Origin of the sequence: Heliobacterium mobile, from assembly GCF_009720735.1 — a bacterium.
GTDB lineage: Bacteria > Bacillota > Desulfitobacteriia > Heliobacteriales > Heliobacteriaceae > Heliobacterium > Heliobacterium mobile.
The window spans coordinates 16,591-37,061 of the sequence record NZ_WNKU01000006.1 but is presented as its reverse complement, the minus strand read 5'-3'; the positions used below and the strand labels follow the sequence as shown (position 1 = coordinate 37,061).

The window sequence follows — 20,471 nt, the reverse complement described above, 5'->3', positions numbered from 1 at the left end:
TACAATACACCCATAGATTGGACATGTCGACAAGATAGTTTGATTTTAGCCTTTGCTTACATTTTAACAATATCTCACAAAAGAGCAAAGATTAGTTTGATAGCAGTGGACAGAAGAAATGGTCAGAAGTTCATTGACATCGGTTAAGATATCTGGTTATATAAGGTTATAAAAAGTGATACAGTGATACAGTGAGACGAAGGAGTTTCTTAAGCTAGGCTCGTGTTGACCTATGCTTAGGAAACTCCTTTGTTTTTCCTGGTGAATCAAGGAGGAAGAGATCGTTGTTACTGATTTTCTCTCCGGCCATATCCCTGTTAGATCGAATGAAGTATGTCCACAAATTCATACTGATCGCCTTACTCTTATTGCTCCCGGCATCGTACACCATGTATAAACTATTCGATATCACCAACAGGGCCGTCATCGAGTTTGCCCAAAATGAAAACAAGGGTGTCGAGTATATAAAAAGAGTCAATGGGCTGCTCAAAGATGTCCTGCAGCAACGAAACATGATCGTGCAAGTTCAAATATCTAAATCCATCCCCGGTGATCAGTGGAAACAGGGACAAGAAAGTATTGAACGATCTATCGCCGCCGTAGATGCCGTAGAGCATCTATATGGAGGAGAAATCGAATCAAAAGAAAAGTGGGATGACATAAAGAGGCAATGGAACGAGATCAAGGGAAAATTACCTGACCTAGAAGGGGATTCCGATTTTGAGCGCTACAACGAATTCGTCGTTCACATCGTTTCACTTATCGCATTTGTCGGTGACAAATCGAACCTGATTCTCGATCCCGATCTGGACACGTATTATCTGATGGATGGGCTAGTGCTTAAACTTCCGAACCTGATGAATAGTCTCAGCCAAGCCTATCGTGAAGCCGTAACGATCAGCAACGTAAATAAGAACTCTCATGAGGATAAGATTCCCCTAATACTAGTGACCGAGCGGTGTAAAAATCTTCTCGAAGGCAACAACTCCGATCTAGATGTTTCAGTACGCGAAAATAGCTCTCTAGAAAACCCGATCTCGTCATCGAAAAAAGAGTATACCCAAGCGATAACCGATTATCTGAAACTCCTTAAGGCTATCGGGGAGAAGGAAGGAAACAACATTTCCACTGACGCTCTCGGTCAAGCCATTCAAAAAAGTCAGGACAGCCTGAACCGTTTGTATGAAACAGAAGCGCAACTCTTAGATGATCTGTTACATAAACGCGTCGATAAAGCAGAACGGAAAAAATACCTCGCCTTGGGTATCAATGCGGGCTGTTTTCTTTTAGCCTTCTACGTGTTTATCGCGCTGTATAAATCTCTGATGATGTCCGTTACGGCACTAGCCGATGCAGGGCGGCGACTGGGCGAAGGCAATTTAACGACCCGTGTCGATTTGGAGGCTCGCGATGAGATGCAGTTGATCGGTGCCTCCTTCAACCAAATGGCTGAAACGCTCGACCATATCATTCAAAAGAATATGGCGATTGCTGATAAAGTGGCTTTTTCGGCAGCGAGCTTATCTGCCGCCGTCGAAGAGACTGGTGTGGCCACCCAAAAGATCAGTGAATCGACTTGGTTGATCGCTGACGGTGCCAAGACACAGTTGCTGGACACCAGGGAGACATCTTCCATCATGGAGAAGATTTCTGATGAGGTGCGGCTGATCACCGAAAAGGCAGGCTCTGTCGCCGATTCGGCCCAGTGCGCTGTTGAACAGGGGGAAGAAGGTAAAAAAGTTGTTACCACATCGATCCACCAGATGGAGTCTATTGCTGGTCATGTGGATCGGTTGGCGGAAGATTTAAAACTGTTGGAGGAAAAATCAAAAGCTATCGGGCAGATCACCGAGTTGATAACGGGGATTGCCGTACAAACCAATTTGCTCGCCTTGAATGCAGCCATTGAAGCGGCACGGGCCGGGGAACAGGGAAGAGGTTTTTCTGTGGTGGCTGAGGAAGTTCGCAAATTGGCGGAGCAGTCGGCCGAATCGACAAACCGCATTTCAGGGATGATCACGGAGACCATGGATGAAATTCACCGAGCTGTGGGAGCCATGAAGTCGGTCATGCAAGAAGTCAATCGAGGCCGAGACGTGAGCCGGCAGACAGGACGGATTTTCAACGAAATTATTGAGAGGCTCCAGCCTGTCTCCAAGCAAATTCAACAGATGCGAGAGTACACCCATACGATTTCTGGGGAAATGGAACAAGTCAATGAAGTCTTGGGCAGAACACAGCGAATCGCTAATGAATTTGCCTTGAGCTCGCAGAGCACTGCCGCTGGAACAGAAGAACAACTGGCCACCGTGAAAGATATCGCCGCATCGTCCTTCGAATTAAGCCGCATGGCCAATGAGTTGAAAGATTTGACGGTAAAGTTCAAAGTGTAAATGGATATCCCCTTTCCGGTGAACACTACTGCCGGAGGTGGATAAGATGCGTCTAATCGCCCGGTTTATGAACAAAGAACAGGTCAGTGCCCTCGTTGATTCTTTGCGAAACGCCGGCTTTGACCGTAAAGACATGATCATCAGTGATCTCTGGGAAGAGCAAAAGTGGGAAAACTTTGAAGACGCCGCTCAGAAAGCTGCCTTTATCAAAATGGAACGGGACAGGCTGGGGGAAGTGGAAACTTTCGGTGATGGGATTCCGGAGATGCGAGGCAAAGAGGGCATCATCGTCGCCGTAGAGACGCCGAAACACGAAAGCGACCGTGTCCAGACGATCATGAGACAGTCTGGAGCCGTGGAAATCGTTCAGGATTGACGTTGATGCAGTCGGGATTAGGGAGCTCGTTGAAAGGGAAGTTCAATTTTGGTCCTCTGAGAAAAGAGCTTTGGGCAAGAGTTCAAAGCACTTTTCTTTTTTTTACCGATAAATTTTTAAAGTGAGATTTTGTAACACGTGCAGAATATATCACTCTAATTCATGGTAAAATCGTATTAGTTCTGGTTGGTTGCCATTTATTATAGTAGCATTACAACTGGAGGTATCCTTTCTATGACATTTTCAGACACAAATGTACGAACGAAGCTAATGGCACTTGTTCTCCTTCCGGTCCTTTTCGCTCTAATGGTCGTTGGACTCTTGACGTATAGTGCGGCTCGAGAGACGTTGCAAGAAAATGTCCAGAGTTCATTAAAATCGCAGGCCAAAAACCACGCTCAGGAACTTGAAATCCTTTTGCGTGAGGGGGAAACTGTCGTATCCGATTTAGTGGACTTGCTGGATGCGAAACAGTTAACGCCAACTGAACAAGCGGCGCTGCAGACGAATCTAAATCAGACGCATCCGGAACTCCTCGATTCCTACGTCGGCTATGAGGATGGACATTATGTCTTTGGATCGGGATGGACTCCGCCGAACGATTTCGATGTCCGTAAACGACCATGGTATATTGGAGCGATGGCTGCCCCGGCTATTTCCTACTCAGAAGCGTATATTGACGCGGAAACTAAGAAAACGGTCATAACCATTTCCAAAAAGCTGGTCGTTGGAAATAATACAATCGGCGTGGTGGGGGCGGACATCGAGTTAAGTAAAATTCAAGCGGCTGTGGCCGGCGTGAAAGTTGAGAATAGTGGGTTTGCCTACCTTGTTGACGGACGAGGTAACTTTTTGTACCACCCTACATACTCGCTAACGGAGAATATCTACACGGTTCAAAATGGTGCATACAAAGCGTTGGGGGAATCTAGCGAAGAAACCAAACTGGTTGAAGGGATTTCTGTAGACGGGCAAGAGAAGGCCCTTGTCGTTGTACCGGTTGCACAAACAGGATGGAAGTTGATCATTGAAGCACCTGTAAGTGAACTATTTTCGAGTATCGATAACTTGAGCAAGCGAATCATGGGTATCTACGCAGTTACGCTGCTGCTATTAACAGCGATCATCCTTTATGTAGCGAATAACATTGTCAAACCTATCGGAAAAACTGTACAGGAAATCGAAAAAGTGGCTGCGGGAGACTTATCTCCGAATGGTAATTCAGATCGTACGAATGGAAAAGAATTCACCTTGTTGGCTAAAACTATTGATGGTATGGCGACCAAATTGAGGGAACTGGTTACCCAAATAAACCACTCTGCCAATGAGCTCGCTTTCTCCGCACAGGAGCTCATGGAGGGTGCGACCCAATCGGTGCTTACGGTCAATCAGGTGAACGATTCTGTCGTGATGATCGCCGACGGGGCAGCATTACAGTCCGACGCTGTCGATAAGGCCAATCAAGTCATCGAAAAGATGGTTCAAGATATTCAGCAGGTTGGCAATATGGCAACGGTCTTTGGTTCTTTAACGGATAAAGCAGTTCAGGTAACGCAAAAGGGAGGTCAAGTCGTGACCTCCACAGTGGAAAAGATGATGGAAATCGAGGAGACAGTCCTTCGTTCCGGTACAGTCGTAACAAAATTAGGAGAGCGTTCTGAAGAAATCGGAGGCATTGTAGACTCCATATCAAATATCTCTACGCAAACGAATCTTCTGGCCCTGAATGCAGCCATCGAAGCGGCTCGGGCCGGTGAACAAGGTCGTGGTTTCGCCATCGTCGCTGAGGAAGTTCGCAAACTGGCTGAGCAATCACAGGAAGCGGCTACCCAAATCGCTCAGTTGGTCAAGGAAATACAGCAAGAGACTCTATTGGCTGTGGACACAATGAACGAAGGCATCGACGTGGTTAAATCGGGTGTCACTATCGCCCAAGCAACAGGAAGGGAATTTCATGAAGTGGAACTGATATCGGATCATATCCATGAGCAGATGGGACTGCTGGTTGCCTCTGTGGAAAATCTCGTTTCAGGAACCTGTCAAATAAAAGATGTGATGGAAAGTGTTCACCGAATCAGCACAGAGGCAACATCACAGACCCAAACGGTGGCAGCGACCACAGAAGAACTGGTCGCTATGGGCGATGAGGTGAAAGAGTCGAGCAAACGATTGACCCAGTTGGCGAACGAGATGCAGGGCACGATAAACTGGTTCCGTATCTAGCCATCGTTTTCCATTTATCGATCTTTTCCAAATTTAAGACCCTCGTAGAGACTCCTTGACAGTTTTGTCGCCAAGCGCTTATAATCAAGTTGCAAAACAAAAGGATCACACGACTGGCGGAAGTGGAGTTCACCACAGGGAGTGTGATTTATATCGTAAAGCCGACCGCCTGGGCAATCGATGTCCAGGCGGTTTTCTATTTTAAAACCGTCTCCGGGCATCGATGATGTGACTCATTTCTGTTACATCGAATGTCAGGAGGTCAAAGATATGAACTTTGCACAATGGAACGGATTTAACGGTGAAACATGGCAAAAAGAAATCAATGTGCGGGCCTTTATTCAAGATAACTATACACCCTATACCGGAGATGAGCGGTTTTTAGCCGGACCTACCGAGCGCACTCGCCAGCTTTGGAATCGCGTGCTGGAACTGGTGAAGCAAGAACGGGAACAAGGCGGCGTTTTGGATATCGATACGGAGACCGTCAGCACGATTACAGCCCATCGTCCCGGATATCTCCACCAGGAAATGGAAAGAATCGTCGGTCTTCAAACAGACGGCCCCTTAAAACGGGCCATCATGCCTTTCGGTGGCATCCGCATGGTCCGGCAATCTTGTGAAGCCTATGGTCGCACCTTAGACCCGAAGGTGGAAGAGATCTTTACAAGCTATCGCAAGACCCACAACCAAGGGGTCATGGACGTCTATACGCCGGAGATGCGTCAAGCACGCCGGCATGGGTTAATCACTGGGCTTCCTGACGCCTATGGCCGGGGACGAATTATCGGCGACTACCGCCGGGTACCGTTATATGGCGTTGATGGGCTAATCGCCGTGAAAAAGGCCGAGCTTGAAATGACTTGTGCGGCGGGTATGAATGATGAAACGATCCGCCTTCGGGAAGAACTGCATGAACAGATTCTCGCGCTGAAGGAACTGGTAACTATGGCTGAGGGTTATGGTTTTGACCTTCGCCGACCAGCCGCTGACAGTCAGGAAGCAATTCAGTGGCTCTACTTCGCCTACTTGGCTGCTGTGAAGGAACAAAACGGTGCCGCCATGAGCATCGGTCGAATATCCACCTTTTTGGATATTTATATCGAACGGGATTTGCAGCGAGGCCTTCGAACGGAAGCAGAGATTCAGGAACTGATGGATGACTTTATCATCAAGCTGCGTCTTGTCCGGTTTTTACGGACCCCTGAATATAATGATCTTTTCAGCGGTGATCCTACTTGGGTCACCGAGAGCATCGGCGGGATGGGCGTGGACGGGCGAACACTCGTCACCAAAAACTCCTTCCGCATCCTGCACAGCTTGACGAACCTGGGACCGGCGCCGGAACCGAACCTAACGGTTCTCTGGTCGACGCGCCTTCCGAAAGCCTTCAAAGAATATTGTACCCGCCTTTCCATTGCTACTTCCTCCATTCAATATGAGAACGACGATCTGATGCGCCCGTATTGGGGGGATGATTACGGCATCGCCTGCTGTGTGTCGGCCATGCGCATCGGGAAGCAGATGCAGTTTTTCGGCGCTCGTGTCAACATGGCTAAAGCGCTGCTCTACGCCATCAATGGCGGGAAAGACGAAAACAGTGGAGACCAAGTAGCGCCGGCTTTTGCCCCCATCACTGCCGATATCCTCGAGTACAGCGAGGTGATGGAGCGCTTTGAAGGGCTGCTGGACTGGCTCGCCCGTCTCTACATGGACACGCTGAACATCATCCATTACATGCATGATAAGTATGCCTATGAGCGTGTCGCTATGGCCCTGCATGATCGGGACATCTTTCGCACCATGGCTTGCGGAATGGCCGGTCTCTCCGTTGTTGCCGATTCCCTGTCGGCGATCAAGCATGCCAAGGTGCGTGTCATCCGTGACGAAAAAGGGTTGGCTGTGGATTATGTGGTTGAAGGCGAATATCCTGCCTTTGGCAACGACGATCAGCGCGTCGATGAGATCGCCAACCATATCGTAAAGCGCTTCATGAACAAACTTCGCCGCTGCCAGAGTTACCGCAACTCCGTGCCGACGATGAGCATTCTGACGATCACCTCCAATGTGGTCTACGGTAAAAAGACCGGCAGTACCCCCGACGGGCGTAAAGCCGGTGTGCCCTTCGCTCCAGGGGCTAACCCTATGTACGGCCGTGATCGCAAAGGGGCTATCGCTTCTATGAACTCGGTGGCCCAGCTACCTTACGAGCACAGCCAGGACGGTATTTCCTATACCTTTTCCATCGTGCCTCAGGCCTTAGGGAGCACGCCGGTGGACCAGGTTAACAACCTGTCCGGTTTGCTCGATGGCTACTTTCAGCAGGGTGGTCATCACATCAATGTGAACGTACTTGAGCGGGAGACATTGATGGACGCTATGGATCATCCGGAAAAATATCCTCAATTGACCATTCGCGTCTCCGGATACGCCGTCAACTTCATCAAACTGACTCGAGAACAACAGATGGATGTGATTCGCCGCACCTTCCACGAGCGGGCCTAGAGGGGAGGGGAACTCAATGAGGACAGATGCGTCATTGTCACATTCTGCATCGCCGTCCCCCTTATCGTCTCCTTTGCATAAACCTGCCTCAAATGTGATCGGTTATATCCATTCCGTCGAGACCTGCGGAACTGTCGACGGGCCCGGAATCCGCTATGTCTTGTTTCTATCAGGTTGCCCCTTGCGCTGCCTATATTGCCATAACTGCGATACCTGGGATCGGCAGGCAGGGGAACCGAAGACGGTGGAAGACGTGATGGCTGATATCGAGCGTTACAAAAATTATTTTCACTTCTCCGGAGGCGGTGTTACCCTTTCGGGCGGAGAACCGACCGTGCAGACGCCCTTTGTGAAAGCGCTTTTTCACCAGTGCCGCATCGAGGGTATTCACACTTGCTTAGATACTTCCGGCTACTGTGAGATTGAGAAGGCGGAGCAATTCCTCCCGGAAACTGATTTGGTCCTGCTCGACATCAAACACATGGACCCCCGACAACACCGCCGCTTGACCGGCGTCGACAACGATAAGATCCTTGCCTTCGCCAAATATCTATCCCAACAACACACCCCGGTTTGGATTCGCCATGTGATCGTACCCGGATATACGGACGATACCCAGTCGATCACTGAATTATGCGCTTTTCTCGCCTCATTGCAGAATATCAATCGACTAACATTTCTACCGTACCACACCATGGGCAGCGTAAAACGAGCCGAACTGGGAATCAGCGATCCTTTGGTTGGTGTGAAACCGCCTGAACCGACTGTGATGGAAGCAGCTCGCGCCATTGCTACGCAATTTGGTCTCCCTGTCGACTGAATTTGTCTTTGTTTGACAGTACTCATAAGGTGTGTTATAGTATTATTCATCAAAGGGGAGTAGCTTTTACTGATTCGGTCAACAGCCGGCTTCTTTGGAAGTCTGGCCGATCAGGACGTTTTGTTTAGCAAGACCTTTGTTCCAAAGAACACTCTGGAACAAAGGTCTTTTTATTTTGCCTCTTCCCGCTTAAGACCTTAGTTCTGCAAAATTCGGAACTGAGGTCTTTTTTTTAGGAGGTGATTCACGGTGAAGAGAATTTGTGTTGAATCAGAGCAGTGAACCAAAGTTGTTTATTCGAAAAGTTTGGACGCGGGATCACCAGTCATCGAAAGACAGATAAAGATCAAGAAATGGGAGGCCCTTCATGTTTGACTTGGACATACTCACCGGCATTTTGAATATCATCATCATCAACCTCGTATTGAGCGGCGATAATGCCGTCGTGATCGCCATGGCCAGTATGGGATTATCGGAAAAATACCGTAAGAAAGCGATTTTCTGGGGAACCACATTGGCCGTCGTCATGCGTATCATTCTTACCTTCGTCGCTGCCGTACTTCTTCAGATTCCGTATATCCAGTTTGTCGGCGGCACATTGTTGGCTATGATCGCCTTCAAACTGCTCTTTTCACAGGAAGAGGGCCATGGAACCGGTCAGGGCAGCAGCAACTTTACGAAAGCCTTATTGACGATTCTCTGGGCCGACCTGCTCATGAGCCTTGACAATGTTTTGGCTGTGGCTGGCGCTTCACAGGGCAACTTGTACTTACTCATCTTCGGCCTCGCTTTTAGCATTCCTATCGTCTTGGCCGGCAGCACGCTGTTAACGAAGGCCATGGGAAAATACCCTTGGCTGGCATATATCGGTTCCGGCGTGTTGGCTTGGACGGCTGGGAAGATGGTCGTCGAAGACAAAGCGATTCTCCCACACCTGCATGCCCTTCCTGTCGTTGAAATCGTGATTCCAGCGCTGATCACGGCAGCAGTTATTGGAACTGGGATTTGGGTTAGAAACAAAAAGATATCAGAAGTTACGGAGTCCTAAAAAATAAAACCCCGGTGTGAACATTACACCGGGGTTTTAACTATCAAGCCTCTACGGAAGACGATGAAATCAATTGACTGACCTGTTCTTCAAAGAGCACTTTCTCCACGAAGACTGTCAAATGGCGGGTCAAATCCAATTCATAGGGATGGCTCAGCAGCTTTCCCCTATGGTCATAGATGAGTCGAACGACAGGTCGGCTTTGATGGATCTTATTAACATCCACGACGACACCGATGTCGCCCGTATTGAGCTGGACGGTACTGCCGATCGGATAGATCGCGATGCTTTGTAAGAAGATCTGCGAAATGGCAGGATCCAGTTCACGGGAACTGGCAGCGAGGATGATTTCGTGAGCCTGGTAGGGAAGATATCCTTTTCGATAGACCCGGTCAGCGACTAAGGCATCATACATATCCGCGATGGCTACAATTCGGGCGTACTCGTGGATCTCGTTCCCCTTTAGCGCACGTGGATAGCCGGAACCGTCGAAACGTTCCTGATGTTGATAGGCCACATGGGCGGCCAGCAAAGAAAACTGGTCTTTATACTGGCGAATGATCTCAAAGCCGAATTCGCAATGGCGGCGGATCTCCGTAAATTCTTCGGGCGTCAAACGGCCGGGCTTGTTCAACACTTCCAGGGGAACGAGCATCTTCCCAATATCGTGAAGCATAGCTCCGCAGGCGAGATCAAACAGTTGTAACTCGTTATAACCCATAGCGATGCCGGTCAGAACCGATAGGACACAGACGTTGACGGAGTGACCAAAGGTATAATCGTCAAAGGTCCGGATGTCGGTCATGTGCACCATTACATGACGGTTTCGTAATACCTCATCGATGATGGCCGATGCCGCCTCTTTCACTTCGGCGGGATCCAAGCCGTTTTCATGATACAATTGAACCCGGGTAAAGGAATCGCGTACGGTCTTCACGGCGGACAGGCGCACCTGTTCGCTGATCACATCGGGAACAGGAAGGTCTCCCGTCGTTTGGTCTTTGATGAAAAGGGCAGGAACACCTAACTCTTTGAGCCGCGTAATGAAGGGGGTGGAAAGGGTGATCCCAGCCCCAAGCAGAGTACGACCTTCCGCACTATAGATGCTCCGGGCGAGGATCATGCCCGGTTCAACTGAATCTATGGAAACTTTCCGCATGCCGGGCCGCCTCCCCAATCGCTGATACATACATGCTGTATCTCGAAATATTTCGCTTCGCTCAGTACAAAATCCTGCCGGATTCGAGAGGATGCCTGAAAAAGACCTATTGGTCTTAAATATTTTAATTATTCAGAAACTTTGCAAAATATCTGTTGACTTTTACATGTCCATTCATTTAGAATAACGTCACCGGGGTGGTTACAAGGCAATGCCCCGAGAGAAGCCTCTAAATTTTTGGTGCCGCGGAACCAGTATATGAGAGGCTGTCTCGAGAACATGCCGAAGGAAGAGAGGAGTGGCGACCGATGGGTCACAGCAAAATCATGGCGGCCGCCGGGGAAACTCACTGGGAACTGAAACAACCCCGGGAAAGTGATGCGCGGTGGGCGGAAATCAGTGAAAGCGAAGAGTTTCGCGGTCTCATGCGAGCGAAGGCCAAATTTTTAATCCCTGCTATTATTTTTTCCTTTGCCTATTACTTCGCGTTGCCTTTGAGTGTCGGTTATTTTCCGAATATTATGAACACGAAGGTTTTTGGACCCATTAATTTAGCGTACCTGTTTGCCCTCTCCCAGTTTTTTGTCGCTTGGGCTGTTGCATTTCTCTACGCCCGGGTGGCTGGCAAAAAGTTTGACGCAACGGTAGAGCGGATCAAAGAGAACGTTCGGGGGAGGGACAGCGAATGAAGTGGATCACTTACGGCCTGTTTGGCTTGATCGTCTCCATCACCGTCGGTATCACCTATTGGGCGGCCCGGCGGACGAGTTCCGCCTCTGAATTTTACGCTGCCGGTCGATCCCTAAGCGGAGCCCAAAACGGATTTGCTATCGCCGGCGACTACATGAGTGCAGCATCTTTTCTCGGCATCGCCGGGCTGATTGCCTTGAATGGATACGACGGGTTCATGTACTCCGTCGGTTGGCTCGTAGCCTATATCTCGGTACTGCTCATCGTGGCAGAACCCCTGCGAAATTCCGGAAAATATACGATGGCTGATGTGTTGGCCTACCGGTTAAAACCGAAGCCCGTCAGGACAGCGGCTGCTTTGAGTACGCTTGTCATCTCCACCTTCTATCTGATTGCCCAGATGGTCGGTGCAGGCAGTTTGATTCAGCTTCTCGTCGGTATCCCCTACGAAACGGCGATTGTCATCGTTGGCGTGATGATGGTCCTCTATGTGGCTTTTGGCGGCATGCTGGCCACCACCTGGGTGCAGATCATCAAGGCAGGCCTGTTGATGGCGGGAGCGATTGCTCTGGCAATCATGGTCATGATGAAGTTCAATTTCAATCCGGTGACCTTCTTCGATGCGATCTCTGCAAAGCATGGTCAACGCTTTTTGGAGCCGGGACTGCTCTATAAAGATCCCATCGAACTCGTGTCCCTCGGCTTGGCCCTTGTCCTGGGAACGGCCGGCATGCCTCACATTCTGATGCGTTTTTATACGGTTCCCACAGCAAAAACGGCCCGCGTATCGGTCATCTGGGCGATGGTGCTCATCGGCATCTTTTATATCATGACGACCTTCCTTGGATTTGGCGCATCCCTCTTCTTAACAAAAGATATGATTACAGCCGCCGATAAAGGCGGCAATATGGCAGCGCCCCTGTTGGCCCAATATCTAGGTGGTGGAGCAGGCACAGTTGGTGGAGAAGCCATGTTAGCGTTCATCGTCGCCGTCGCATTCGCCACCATCCTGGCCGTGGTCGCCGGATTAACCTTAGCTGCTTCGAGTGCTTTCGCCCATGATTTCTATGTAAACGTGCTCAAAGGCGGGAAAGTTGATGAAGCTTCTCAGGTGAAAGTGGCCCGCTATGCTACCTTTGGTGTCGGAACGATGGCCATCCTACTCGGACTGCTGTCCAAAGGGCAAAACGTGGCTCACCTGGTGGCACTGGCCTTTGCGGTCGCTTCATCGGCCAACGTTCCTGTGATCGTCTACTCGGTCTTTTGGAAAAAATTCAACACGGGCGGTGCCGTCACCGGGATTGTCGTAGGACTGCTTTGCACCTTGGCCTTAGTGGCCGTCAGCCCCAACTACTTCCCGGCGAAAGAGGCCCTCTTCCCTTGGAAAAATCCAGGTATCATCAGCATTCCCGTCGGGTTTATCGCCGCCTTTGTGGGCAGTCTCTTATATAAGGAGCCCCAAGCGGAAGAGAAGTTTGATGAACTTTATGTCCGTGCCAATACAGGGATCGGCGCGGAAAGTTAAGGCGACGTCTGTCTCTGTTCTGGCTATATGTAAAATGGTTACAGAGCCATCCTGTCTTCCCCAGGGAAAGCAGGATGGCTCTTTTCATGAATAAAGGAAAATCGTCGTCCATGTCGAATAGCAATATCAGGCTATATTCGTTATAATGGCGAAATATAGCCGGAATTTCTCAATTAAATCAGTCATAACCCGCTAGGGGAGCCTGGATCAGCCCGGGCTGAGAGGGAACAAGCGATGAGTGTTCCGACCCTTCGCACCTGATCTGGGGAATACCAGCGGAGGAAAGCGGATAAAGAGCCTCTTTTTATCCCTTCCTACCCTTTTTGGAAGGGATTTCTTTATCCGGTCAGGCAGAATGACAAGGAGGACGAATCATGCATACGAAAACAGGAACACAGATGGAACGGGCCCTGCGAGGGGAAGTCACAGCGGAAATGGTTCAGGTGGCTGAGAGCGAAGGCTGGCAGCCCGAAGAGATCATGGCAGAGATCGCCGCCGGGCGGATCGTGATTCCGGCCAACAACCGTCGTCCCCGTGAATCCTACTGCGGTGTAGGACGGGGCCTGCGAACGAAGGTCAACGCCAATATCGGCACGTCGAAAGGTTTTTCCGGACTGGAGTTCGAAAAGCATAAGCTAGAAATCAGCATTGAATGCGGCGCTGATGCGGTGATGGATTTAAGCACAGGTCCCGATATCGATGCGGTTCGTCGGGCTTTGATCGATGATTGCCCCATCGCCTTCGGTACTGTGCCCATCTATCAGGTGACGGTAGAAGCGCAGGAGATTCGTGGCGCTATCGTCTCGATGACCGAAGAAGATATTCTCAATGCCATCAAAAAACAAGCCGAAGACGGCGTTGACTTCATGACGATTCACTGCGGCCTTACCTTGGAAGCGATCGAGCGTCTGCGGAAGCACCCGCGCATTACCGATATCGTCTCCCGAGGCGGATCCTTCTTGACCGGTTGGATGTTGCACCACCAGCGGCAAAACCCCTTCTACACCCAGTTTGATAATATCTTGGAGATCGCTAAAGAATATGACATTACATTGAGCCTCGGTGATGCGCTGCGTCCCGGTTGTCTCGCCGATGCGACGGACCGTGGTCAGATCACCGAACTGACAATTCTTGGTGAACTGGTCGCTCGCTGCCGTGCGGCAGGGGTACAGGTGATCGTCGAGGGACCCGGTCATGTTCCGATGGATCAGATTGAAACGAATATCAAGCTGCAGAAGCGGCTCTGCGAAGAAGCGCCCTTCTATGTCTTAGGCCCCCTTGTAACCGATGTGGCTCCTGGTTATGACCATATCACCTCGGCCATCGGTGGTGCTATCGCCGCTGCCGCCGGTGCGGATTTCCTCTGTTATGTAACCCCGGCGGAACATTTGGGCCTCCCCAATGAATCGGATGTGCGCCAAGGTGTGATCGCTTCCCGGATCGCTGCCCATGCCGCTGACATGGCGAAAGGGATCAAAGGAGCAGCCGATTGGGATCGGTCGATGGCCAAAGCCCGCAAAGACCTCGACTGGGCCGAACAGCGCCGGCTTTCCATGGATCCGAAAGCGTTCGATCCCCATCCGCATACCCGGAATGAGACGGGCTGCTCCATGTGCGGTCCCTACTGTGCTATGAAAATTGTCAGTGATTATCTAGGCCGTCCGCCCGGGAGTTGCTAAGCGATAGGCACCCGGAAAGGAGGAACAGATATGCCAGATGCCGTGATTCGATGCCTGCAAGAGAAACTGAACCTGATGCGGGAGCGTCGTCCGCTGATTCACCACCTGACTAATTTTGTGACCATGAACGATTGTGCCAACATGGTCTTGGCGACAGGAGCATCTCCGGTCATGGCTCATGCACCGGAAGAGGTGGCAGAGATGGCGGCCCTGTCGGGAGCATTGGTGCTCAACATCGGAACGCTGACGCTGCCTTGGATTGACGCCATGGTGATGGCGGGAAAAGCGGCAAACAAGGTTGGTGTACCGGTGATCGTCGACCCCGTCGGGGCAGGGGCCACGAAACTCCGGACCGAGTCGTGCCTGCGCATCCTCGATGAGGTTAAGGTCGCTGTCGTACGGGCCAATGCGGCCGAGGCGGCAGTCCTCGCCGGTCAGGCCGGCGAAGTCAAAGGGGTCGATGCGGTGAGCGGTGACGCCCTTTCGGCCGCCCAAGCGCTGGCTCGTCGTTTTGGACTGGTGGCAGCCGTCACCGGTGTAATCGACTATGTATCAGACGGGCAGAAAACGGTGAAGATCGAAAACGGTGATGCCTGGATGGGCCGGCTGACCGGAACAGGCTGTATGGCCTCGTCGGTGACAGGCTGCTTTTGCGCTGTCGAGGAGGACTTCTTTGCGGCTTCGGCGGCAGCCTTAGCCTATTACGGTGCAGCCGGAGAGATAGCGTCCGGTCGCGTGGACTTTTCTCAGAAGTCCGAGGCGGAGCGATGGCCTGTTCCACGGGGTCCAATGAGTTTCAAAACAGCCTTTTTTGATGCCGTCTATACTCTTGATGGCCGCCGGGCCGCCGAACTGACCCGGGTGAGCCGAGTATCCTAACACTGTGATGATGAGGTAACAGGTTTAGTTCTCTAATCGTTCAGGAGGCTAGACTAGATGGATAAAAACCAGTTCCTGCAAAAGAGTCTCCCCTGGACCTATCTGGTCACAGACCGGCGCATATGTGGCGACCGGTCTCTTTTTTCCGTGGTAGAAAAAGCGCTTCGCGGCGGTGTGAACGTGGTGCAGTACCGGGAAAAAGAGGCTTCCACCCGGCAGATGATCGCAGAAGCGGGGAAAATTCACGAATTGTGCCGGAGACATGGCGCTCTGTTCATCGTCAACGATCGAGTTGACGTCGCCCTCGCCGTCAAGGCACCTGGAGTTCACCTTGGTCAAGACGATATGTCCTTACCTATGGCCCGGAGAATGCTAGGTTCCGATATCATCATTGGTATTTCCGCGTCTTCTGTGGAAGAGGCGCAAACTGCCGAGAAGGATGGAGCCGATTATGTGGGAGCCAGTGCCGTTTTTGCCACGCCGACGAAAGAGGAAGCGCCTGCGCTCGGGTTGGATGGGTTGGCCCAGATCAGCGAAGCTCTGTCCATCCCGGTCGTAGCCATCGGCGGCATCCATCGGGGCAATGCCGCTGACGTGATGGCAGCGGGAAGCAGTGGAGTCGCTGTCGTATCGGCTATCATGGCTGCAGAGGATCCGGAAGAGGCAGCTCGGGTGCTGGCGAAAGCGATAGGGTCGGCTGAAGGTTACCCTGTGAACCGCCGATGAGGGACAAGGAAGTGATCAAGACGGAATGAACGAAGGAAACAAGGGGACTTCTTTATCCGAGGTGGGGGAATTCGGGCTGATCGCTCGGTTGGCGGCAGCTTGGCAGCGAGGTGCCCAAAAACCTTCCGAAAAGAACCTGCCCGGTCTCCGCCTCGGCATCGGTGATGACGCTGCCGTGATTCGCATGCAGACCGGTGGCGATTTGCTGGTGACGACGGACATGCTCGTTGAGGACGTTCACTTTCTCTGGCTTCCCCGTCGGCTCCGCCAACTGGGACGTAAGGCCCTTGCCGTCAACATCAGCGACATCGCCGCGATGGGTGGAAAACCGGGGTGGGCCTTTTTGTCTATCGGCGTACCGGCCAAGGCAACGGTAGAAGAGGTGGAGGAGATCTATGCCGGTATGGGAGAGATGGCTGCCCGTCATGGGGTAACCCTGGCCGGAGGAGATACGGTACGGGCTGATAAATGGGTCATCAATGTAACTCTGCTGGGTCTAGCAGGACAAGAACCGTTCATCCGTTCCGGGGGTCGGCCTGGTGATGCCATCGTCGTGACCGGTACGGTCGGTGACTCGGCGGCAGGCTTGCAACTGCTGTTCAGCGGTGAGGGTGACAAGTCGGAGGACGACCTGCCTGAGGACTGGAGGATGCTCATCTCCCGCCATCTCGATCCAACACCACGGGTGAAGGAAGCCTTGGCGCTCGTCGAACTCGGTGGAGTAACGGCGATGATGGACGTCAGTGACGGCATTAGCAGCGAGGTAAACCATATCTGTAAGGCTTCTGGCTGCGGGGCTCGAATCGACTTGACAACCCTGCCGATCAGCCTTGCTGCGCAGCGCCTGGCCGAATCTTGCGGGAGATCGGTTTTCCCTTGGGCTCTTTCCGGTGGGGAAGATTATGAGTTGATTTTTACGGTTCCCCCGGAAAAGGTTTCCTCGCTGATGGCATTTATAGGGGAAAAGACGAGAACCGCCTTCACGGTCATCGGTCACCTGACAGAGCCTGGCGATGGAATCACGGCTGTTCATCCCGATATCAATGACGGAGCGCCATTCAATTTAGCCGCGAAAGGGTATAACCATTTTGCCTAGTCTCATCGTAATCAATGATGCATTCTGGTAAATCGGGGTGTAAGGACGCCGCTGCTCCCAAATCGCTCGCTTTGCCATTTTACCCCAGATTTTTCCTTCCGGCGCAATACTTCTGATTGTGTGTTCGAAAACGGAGAGTTTGAAATGGACAGACGTATGCCCAAAGTGTTGACGATAGCCGGCTCCGATCCTGGCGGGGGTGCTGGGATTCAAGCCGATCTAAAAGTGATGACGCAGCTCGGTGTGTACGGTACGGCTGCAGTGACAGCGCTGACTCGACAAAACAGTCAAGGGGTCCTGGGAGTCCATCCTTTATCCCCTGAATGGGTCTTGGCTCAGGTGGAAGATGTTCTCCGGGATATAGAGCCCCAGGTAGCGAAAACAGGGATGCTGCAGCACGCCGAAATCATCCGAGGGGTCGGACGCCTTTGGTCCCAATATCGACATGATCAGCAGATGTTGGTTGTCGATCCTGTGCTTCATTCCGGTACTGGAGTGAGTCTTTTGGAAGCGGGGGGACTAGCGGCTTTCCGGGAAGCTTTACTCCCGGTTACCACCGTGTTGACTCCCAATGTTCCTGAAGCGGAGGCGTTGATAGGCCGACCGATCCGCAACCGCCTTGAGATGGAGTCAGCAGCCAGTGTACTGTTGCAATACGGTGTCAAATGGGTGTTACTGAAAAGTGGGCACCTTCCCAAAGAAGCCGGTGAGGATATGGCCGATCTGCTGATGAGCCTTGAAGGATCGCTTTGGCTCCAAGGCCGTCGTGTGCCCGGAGCCGATTTGCATGGGACAGGATGTTCCCTAGCGTCGGCTTTGGCGTCTTACTTGGCCTTGGGTTTCCCGGTCCCTGAGGCGGCAAAAAAAGCTGTCGATTGGGTCCGGGAAGGGATCTCGTCACCCTTGTATCCTGGGAAAGGGCGGGGCGTAGTCTGCCAACGGATATAACGATTGAACATAAACACATAAACAGGAAGAGGACGATGGATTAGGCAGCTTAGGAGCACCTGAACCATCGTCCTCTTGTTTTTCAGTCAGTTTTTACCCAAATCGGTTCACGTCTTATTATCGAAAAGGACCCCAGTGAAAATGACGTGAGGAAAAAGGCCTATGTAAAAAGGAGTTGGGCTAACGCTTGCACCATTTCCGGTTGATCGTATCCAACAAGCCGCGCTTATCGACGGGTGCTGCTTCGCCAGGCGGTAGTAATCCCATCCGTACGAGATCGTGATACATTTCGAGAGGCCAAGGCGTCTCCAGACCGCACCGGTGAAGCAGATCGTCCTGTGCAAAGAGGGATAGAGGGTTCCCTTCGAAGACCGTCTCCCCTTTATTCAAGACGATAACATCTTGGGCCCAATGGGCGACGATGTCCATCTGGTGAAGAGACATGATCACTGTCGTTCCAGCTGCATTCAATCGATCCAGCAAGGCTAATATATGCTTTGCCCCCACAGGATCAAGCCAAGCCAAAGGTTCATCTAGGATGATGACTTCCGGCTTCATGGCATAGATCCCGGCGATGCAGACTCGTTTCTTCTGACCATAGCTCAGACCATGGACTGGCCGGTGGCGTAAATCGCTGATGCCAGTCACTTCCAACGCTTCATCGACCCGCTGGCGCGCTTCTGCTGGGGAGAGCCCCATGTTTAAAGGACCAAAAGAAATATCTTGTTCGACAGAGGCGGAGAATAGCTGCACATCGGGATCCTGGAAAACGAGACCGATACGGCTGCGCAGTTCCCGTAACCCCTTCCGGGAATAATCGAGTTCTTTCCCCTGAAACCGGATCGCTCCACGGTGCGGTTTCAAGGTGCCATTAAGATGTAAAAACAAGGTCGATTTGCCAGAACCGTTGGCTCCGACGACGGCCACCTTGCGGCCCTGCCGAATGGTCATACTCAGGCGGTTGAGACCGGTGGTACCGTCGGGGTAGGCGAATTCGATATGCTCAGCTTCAAGAAGTGAATTTATTTTAGAATTCACGGTGTTTATCATCCTCTTTTGCGCGGCAGGACGCGCAGTTCATCTTCATAACCCCGGGCGGCAAGAGCTGTATACAAGTCGCGAGAACGCAGGAGAGAACGGATGAAGAGGTTGGCAGCCAGGATGCCGAAAGAGCGAAAGCTGTTGGCCGTCGTCGTGTAGCCGAGTCGAGCCTCCTGCGCAGTGATCATAGCTTGGGTCGTTTCCATAAGCACGAAAGTGAATCGATAGGTGAGCAGCATCAGATCCGTCAATATTCGGGGCGTTCGCAAATCGTTGAACAGTTCTATCGCGTCGACCATCGGTGTAGTCAGTACAAAAAAGTAGAGGCTCGCCGTGGCGCCGAGGGAACGCAGCAACAAGGTGGTGGCCTCATGCAGCCCTTGGGCGGAAATACCGATCATATAGGAATAGATGGAAGTCTGCCAGACTGCATCGACAGGAGATAAGGAAAAGGCGATGGTCACCGTTCCGGTAAGCAAAAAAGCAGCAGGAACCGTCATTAATTTCAAGAAGGTCTGTAAGGGGAGCCGTGCCTTTACGGTCAACAGGAGGGCCGCTAGGATAATGACAGTCGCCGAAACAGCAGGTAAGGGAAACGACAGAGAAAGTATCAATCCGAATAGAGCGGCCAGTCCTTTGCGACGAGGCGAAGCATCTCGAAGGCCGTTAGACCAGGCCCACTGATCGATTGTAAAGATCATGTCTCTTTCCCTGCACTTGTGGCGGGGTAGTTTTGTTTAATCATCAGCCGTCGACCTCCGCAGCAAATTAATCAAATTGTAATGTTGAATTGTGATAGGAAAGACTAGTGAGAATTCAGTATTCTTTGGTGATGCTGACAAAGAGGTCGAATTCGCAATGGACAGCAAATTAGACAACAAAAGAAAGCCCTCTCTTCCTCCCGAAGTGGGTTTTTTGTCGCGACAGGCAGGTCTCCTGGCTCAGGAATCATCCTCACCCGTTTCCTTCCCAGACGGCAGTCCAGTGGATTCTGCAACGGGGTCGTCTTCCCATACAGTAGCGGGGGCTGCTGAGGTCTTTCACCTCATTCCCTTTTCAGCCGATTCGGCGCCTGCAGACATCGTTGATATTGAGAAATTGTGTACTCCCTGTCATCGTAACACGTTCTCTGGCAGGGGGCAAGGGCGTCACAAGGTTCAGTAAATTTCTTTTCTATAAAAAACCTAAAAAAACCATTGATCTTTATATTCAACTGTGCTAAAAATATATTCATTGTGGGAACCAGGGTTCATCCAAATCGGGTTTAGATTGCAGTGACAGACCGACGTCCTGTTAGGGCGGGTCAGACCCACCCCCGGATGGATCACGTAGGTCCCGGCATCAAATTTGCTGGGAAGGGGGC

The 20,471-nt window shown here is 51.5% G+C and carries 16 protein-coding genes and 3 riboswitches; of the genes, 13 read left to right on the top strand and 3 right to left on the bottom strand.

Features of this window, described 5'->3' with window-relative positions; genetic code table 11:
• Positions 1 to 284: 284 nt before the first annotated feature.
• The 6 genes from GJ688_RS07080 to GJ688_RS07055 all read left to right on the top strand — a co-directional run bounded on the left by GJ688_RS07080 (position 285) and on the right by GJ688_RS07055 (position 9,365).
• Positions 285 to 2,393 carry a methyl-accepting chemotaxis protein gene (locus tag GJ688_RS07080; protein ID WP_155475851.1) on the top strand — a complete coding sequence of 703 codons (2,109 nt, stop codon included), beginning with the start codon at positions 285 to 287 and terminating at the stop codon, positions 2,391 to 2,393.
• A 46-nt stretch (positions 2,394 to 2,439) separates the two neighbouring features.
• Complete coding sequence (locus tag GJ688_RS07075) at positions 2,440 to 2,769, top strand: hypothetical protein (protein WP_155475850.1); 330 nt, start codon at positions 2,440 to 2,442, stop codon at positions 2,767 to 2,769.
• Between the two features lie 234 nt (positions 2,770 to 3,003).
• The gene (locus GJ688_RS07070) at positions 3,004 to 4,992 is read left to right on the top strand and encodes a methyl-accepting chemotaxis protein (protein WP_155475849.1); all 1,989 of its coding nucleotides are present in this window, start codon (positions 3,004 to 3,006) and stop codon (positions 4,990 to 4,992) included.
• A 99-nt stretch (positions 4,993 to 5,091) separates the two neighbouring features.
• A riboswitch (ZMP/ZTP riboswitch) is annotated at positions 5,092 to 5,174 on the top strand.
• Between the two features lie 88 nt (positions 5,175 to 5,262).
• The gene (gene pflB / locus GJ688_RS07065) at positions 5,263 to 7,497 is read left to right on the top strand and encodes a formate C-acetyltransferase (protein WP_155475848.1); all 2,235 of its coding nucleotides are present in this window, start codon (positions 5,263 to 5,265) and stop codon (positions 7,495 to 7,497) included.
• Positions 7,498 to 7,513: 16 nt separating this feature from the next.
• Complete coding sequence (pflA, locus tag GJ688_RS07060; protein WP_155475847.1) at positions 7,514 to 8,317, top strand: pyruvate formate-lyase-activating protein; 804 nt, start codon at positions 7,514 to 7,516, stop codon at positions 8,315 to 8,317.
• Between the two features lie 367 nt (positions 8,318 to 8,684).
• Positions 8,685 to 9,365: a TerC family protein gene (locus GJ688_RS07055; protein ID WP_155475846.1), complete on the top strand. Its 681-nt coding sequence runs from the start codon at positions 8,685 to 8,687 to the stop codon at positions 9,363 to 9,365.
• A 43-nt stretch (positions 9,366 to 9,408) separates the two neighbouring features.
• On the opposite strand, the gene GJ688_RS07050 is transcribed toward GJ688_RS07055, so the two are convergent.
• Positions 9,409 to 10,524, bottom strand: coding sequence for an HD-GYP domain-containing protein (locus tag GJ688_RS07050; protein WP_155475845.1), 1,116 nt, complete (start codon positions 10,522 to 10,524; stop codon positions 9,409 to 9,411).
• 308 nt (positions 10,525 to 10,832) lie between these two features.
• Between GJ688_RS07050 and GJ688_RS07045 the strand changes: the two genes are divergently transcribed.
• The 7 genes from GJ688_RS07045 to thiD all read left to right on the top strand — a co-directional run bounded on the left by GJ688_RS07045 (position 10,833) and on the right by thiD (position 18,067).
• Positions 10,833 to 11,213 (top strand): DUF485 domain-containing protein, encoded by a 381-nt coding sequence (locus tag GJ688_RS07045; RefSeq protein ID WP_207708771.1) that lies wholly within the window; start codon positions 10,833 to 10,835, stop codon positions 11,211 to 11,213.
• A complete protein-coding gene (locus GJ688_RS07040) occupies positions 11,210 to 12,739 on the top strand; it encodes a solute symporter family protein (RefSeq protein ID WP_155475844.1) in 1,530 nt (509 codons plus the stop codon). Before GJ688_RS07045 ends, GJ688_RS07040 begins: the two co-directional genes overlap by 4 nt.
• A 184-nt stretch (positions 12,740 to 12,923) precedes the next feature.
• Positions 12,924 to 13,040: riboswitch (TPP riboswitch) on the top strand.
• Positions 13,041 to 13,113: 73 nt separating this feature from the next.
• Positions 13,114 to 14,418: a phosphomethylpyrimidine synthase ThiC gene (gene thiC, locus GJ688_RS07035; protein WP_155475843.1), complete on the top strand. Its 1,305-nt coding sequence runs from the start codon at positions 13,114 to 13,116 to the stop codon at positions 14,416 to 14,418.
• Positions 14,419 to 14,448: 30 nt separating this feature from the next.
• On the top strand, positions 14,449 to 15,297 hold the full coding sequence (gene thiM, locus GJ688_RS07030; protein ID WP_155475842.1) for a hydroxyethylthiazole kinase: 849 nt from the start codon (positions 14,449 to 14,451) through the stop codon (positions 15,295 to 15,297).
• Between the two features lie 57 nt (positions 15,298 to 15,354).
• Positions 15,355 to 16,023, top strand: coding sequence for a thiamine phosphate synthase (gene thiE, locus GJ688_RS07025; RefSeq protein ID WP_155475841.1), 669 nt, complete (start codon positions 15,355 to 15,357; stop codon positions 16,021 to 16,023).
• Between the two features lie 25 nt (positions 16,024 to 16,048).
• Positions 16,049 to 17,119, top strand: coding sequence for a thiamine-phosphate kinase (gene thiL / locus GJ688_RS07020; RefSeq protein ID WP_155475840.1), 1,071 nt, complete (start codon positions 16,049 to 16,051; stop codon positions 17,117 to 17,119).
• A gap of 144 nt (positions 17,120 to 17,263) precedes the next feature.
• Entirely contained in the window at positions 17,264 to 18,067 is an 804-nt protein-coding gene (gene thiD / locus GJ688_RS07015) for a bifunctional hydroxymethylpyrimidine kinase/phosphomethylpyrimidine kinase (RefSeq protein ID WP_155475839.1), read from the top strand.
• Positions 18,068 to 18,247: 180 nt separating this feature from the next.
• Here the strand turns inward: thiD and GJ688_RS07010 are convergent, their stop codons facing one another.
• Both GJ688_RS07010 and cbiQ read right to left on the bottom strand, forming a co-directional pair.
• Positions 18,248 to 19,105 carry an energy-coupling factor ABC transporter ATP-binding protein gene (locus GJ688_RS07010; protein WP_328597332.1) on the bottom strand — a complete coding sequence of 286 codons (858 nt, stop codon included), beginning with the start codon at positions 19,103 to 19,105 and terminating at the stop codon, positions 18,248 to 18,250.
• An 8-nt stretch (positions 19,106 to 19,113) separates the two neighbouring features.
• Complete coding sequence (gene cbiQ / locus GJ688_RS07005) at positions 19,114 to 19,809, bottom strand: cobalt ECF transporter T component CbiQ (protein ID WP_155475837.1); 696 nt, start codon at positions 19,807 to 19,809, stop codon at positions 19,114 to 19,116.
• Between the two features lie 208 nt (positions 19,810 to 20,017).
• A riboswitch (cobalamin riboswitch) is annotated at positions 20,018 to 20,197 on the bottom strand.
• Positions 20,198 to 20,471 lie beyond the last annotated feature (274 nt).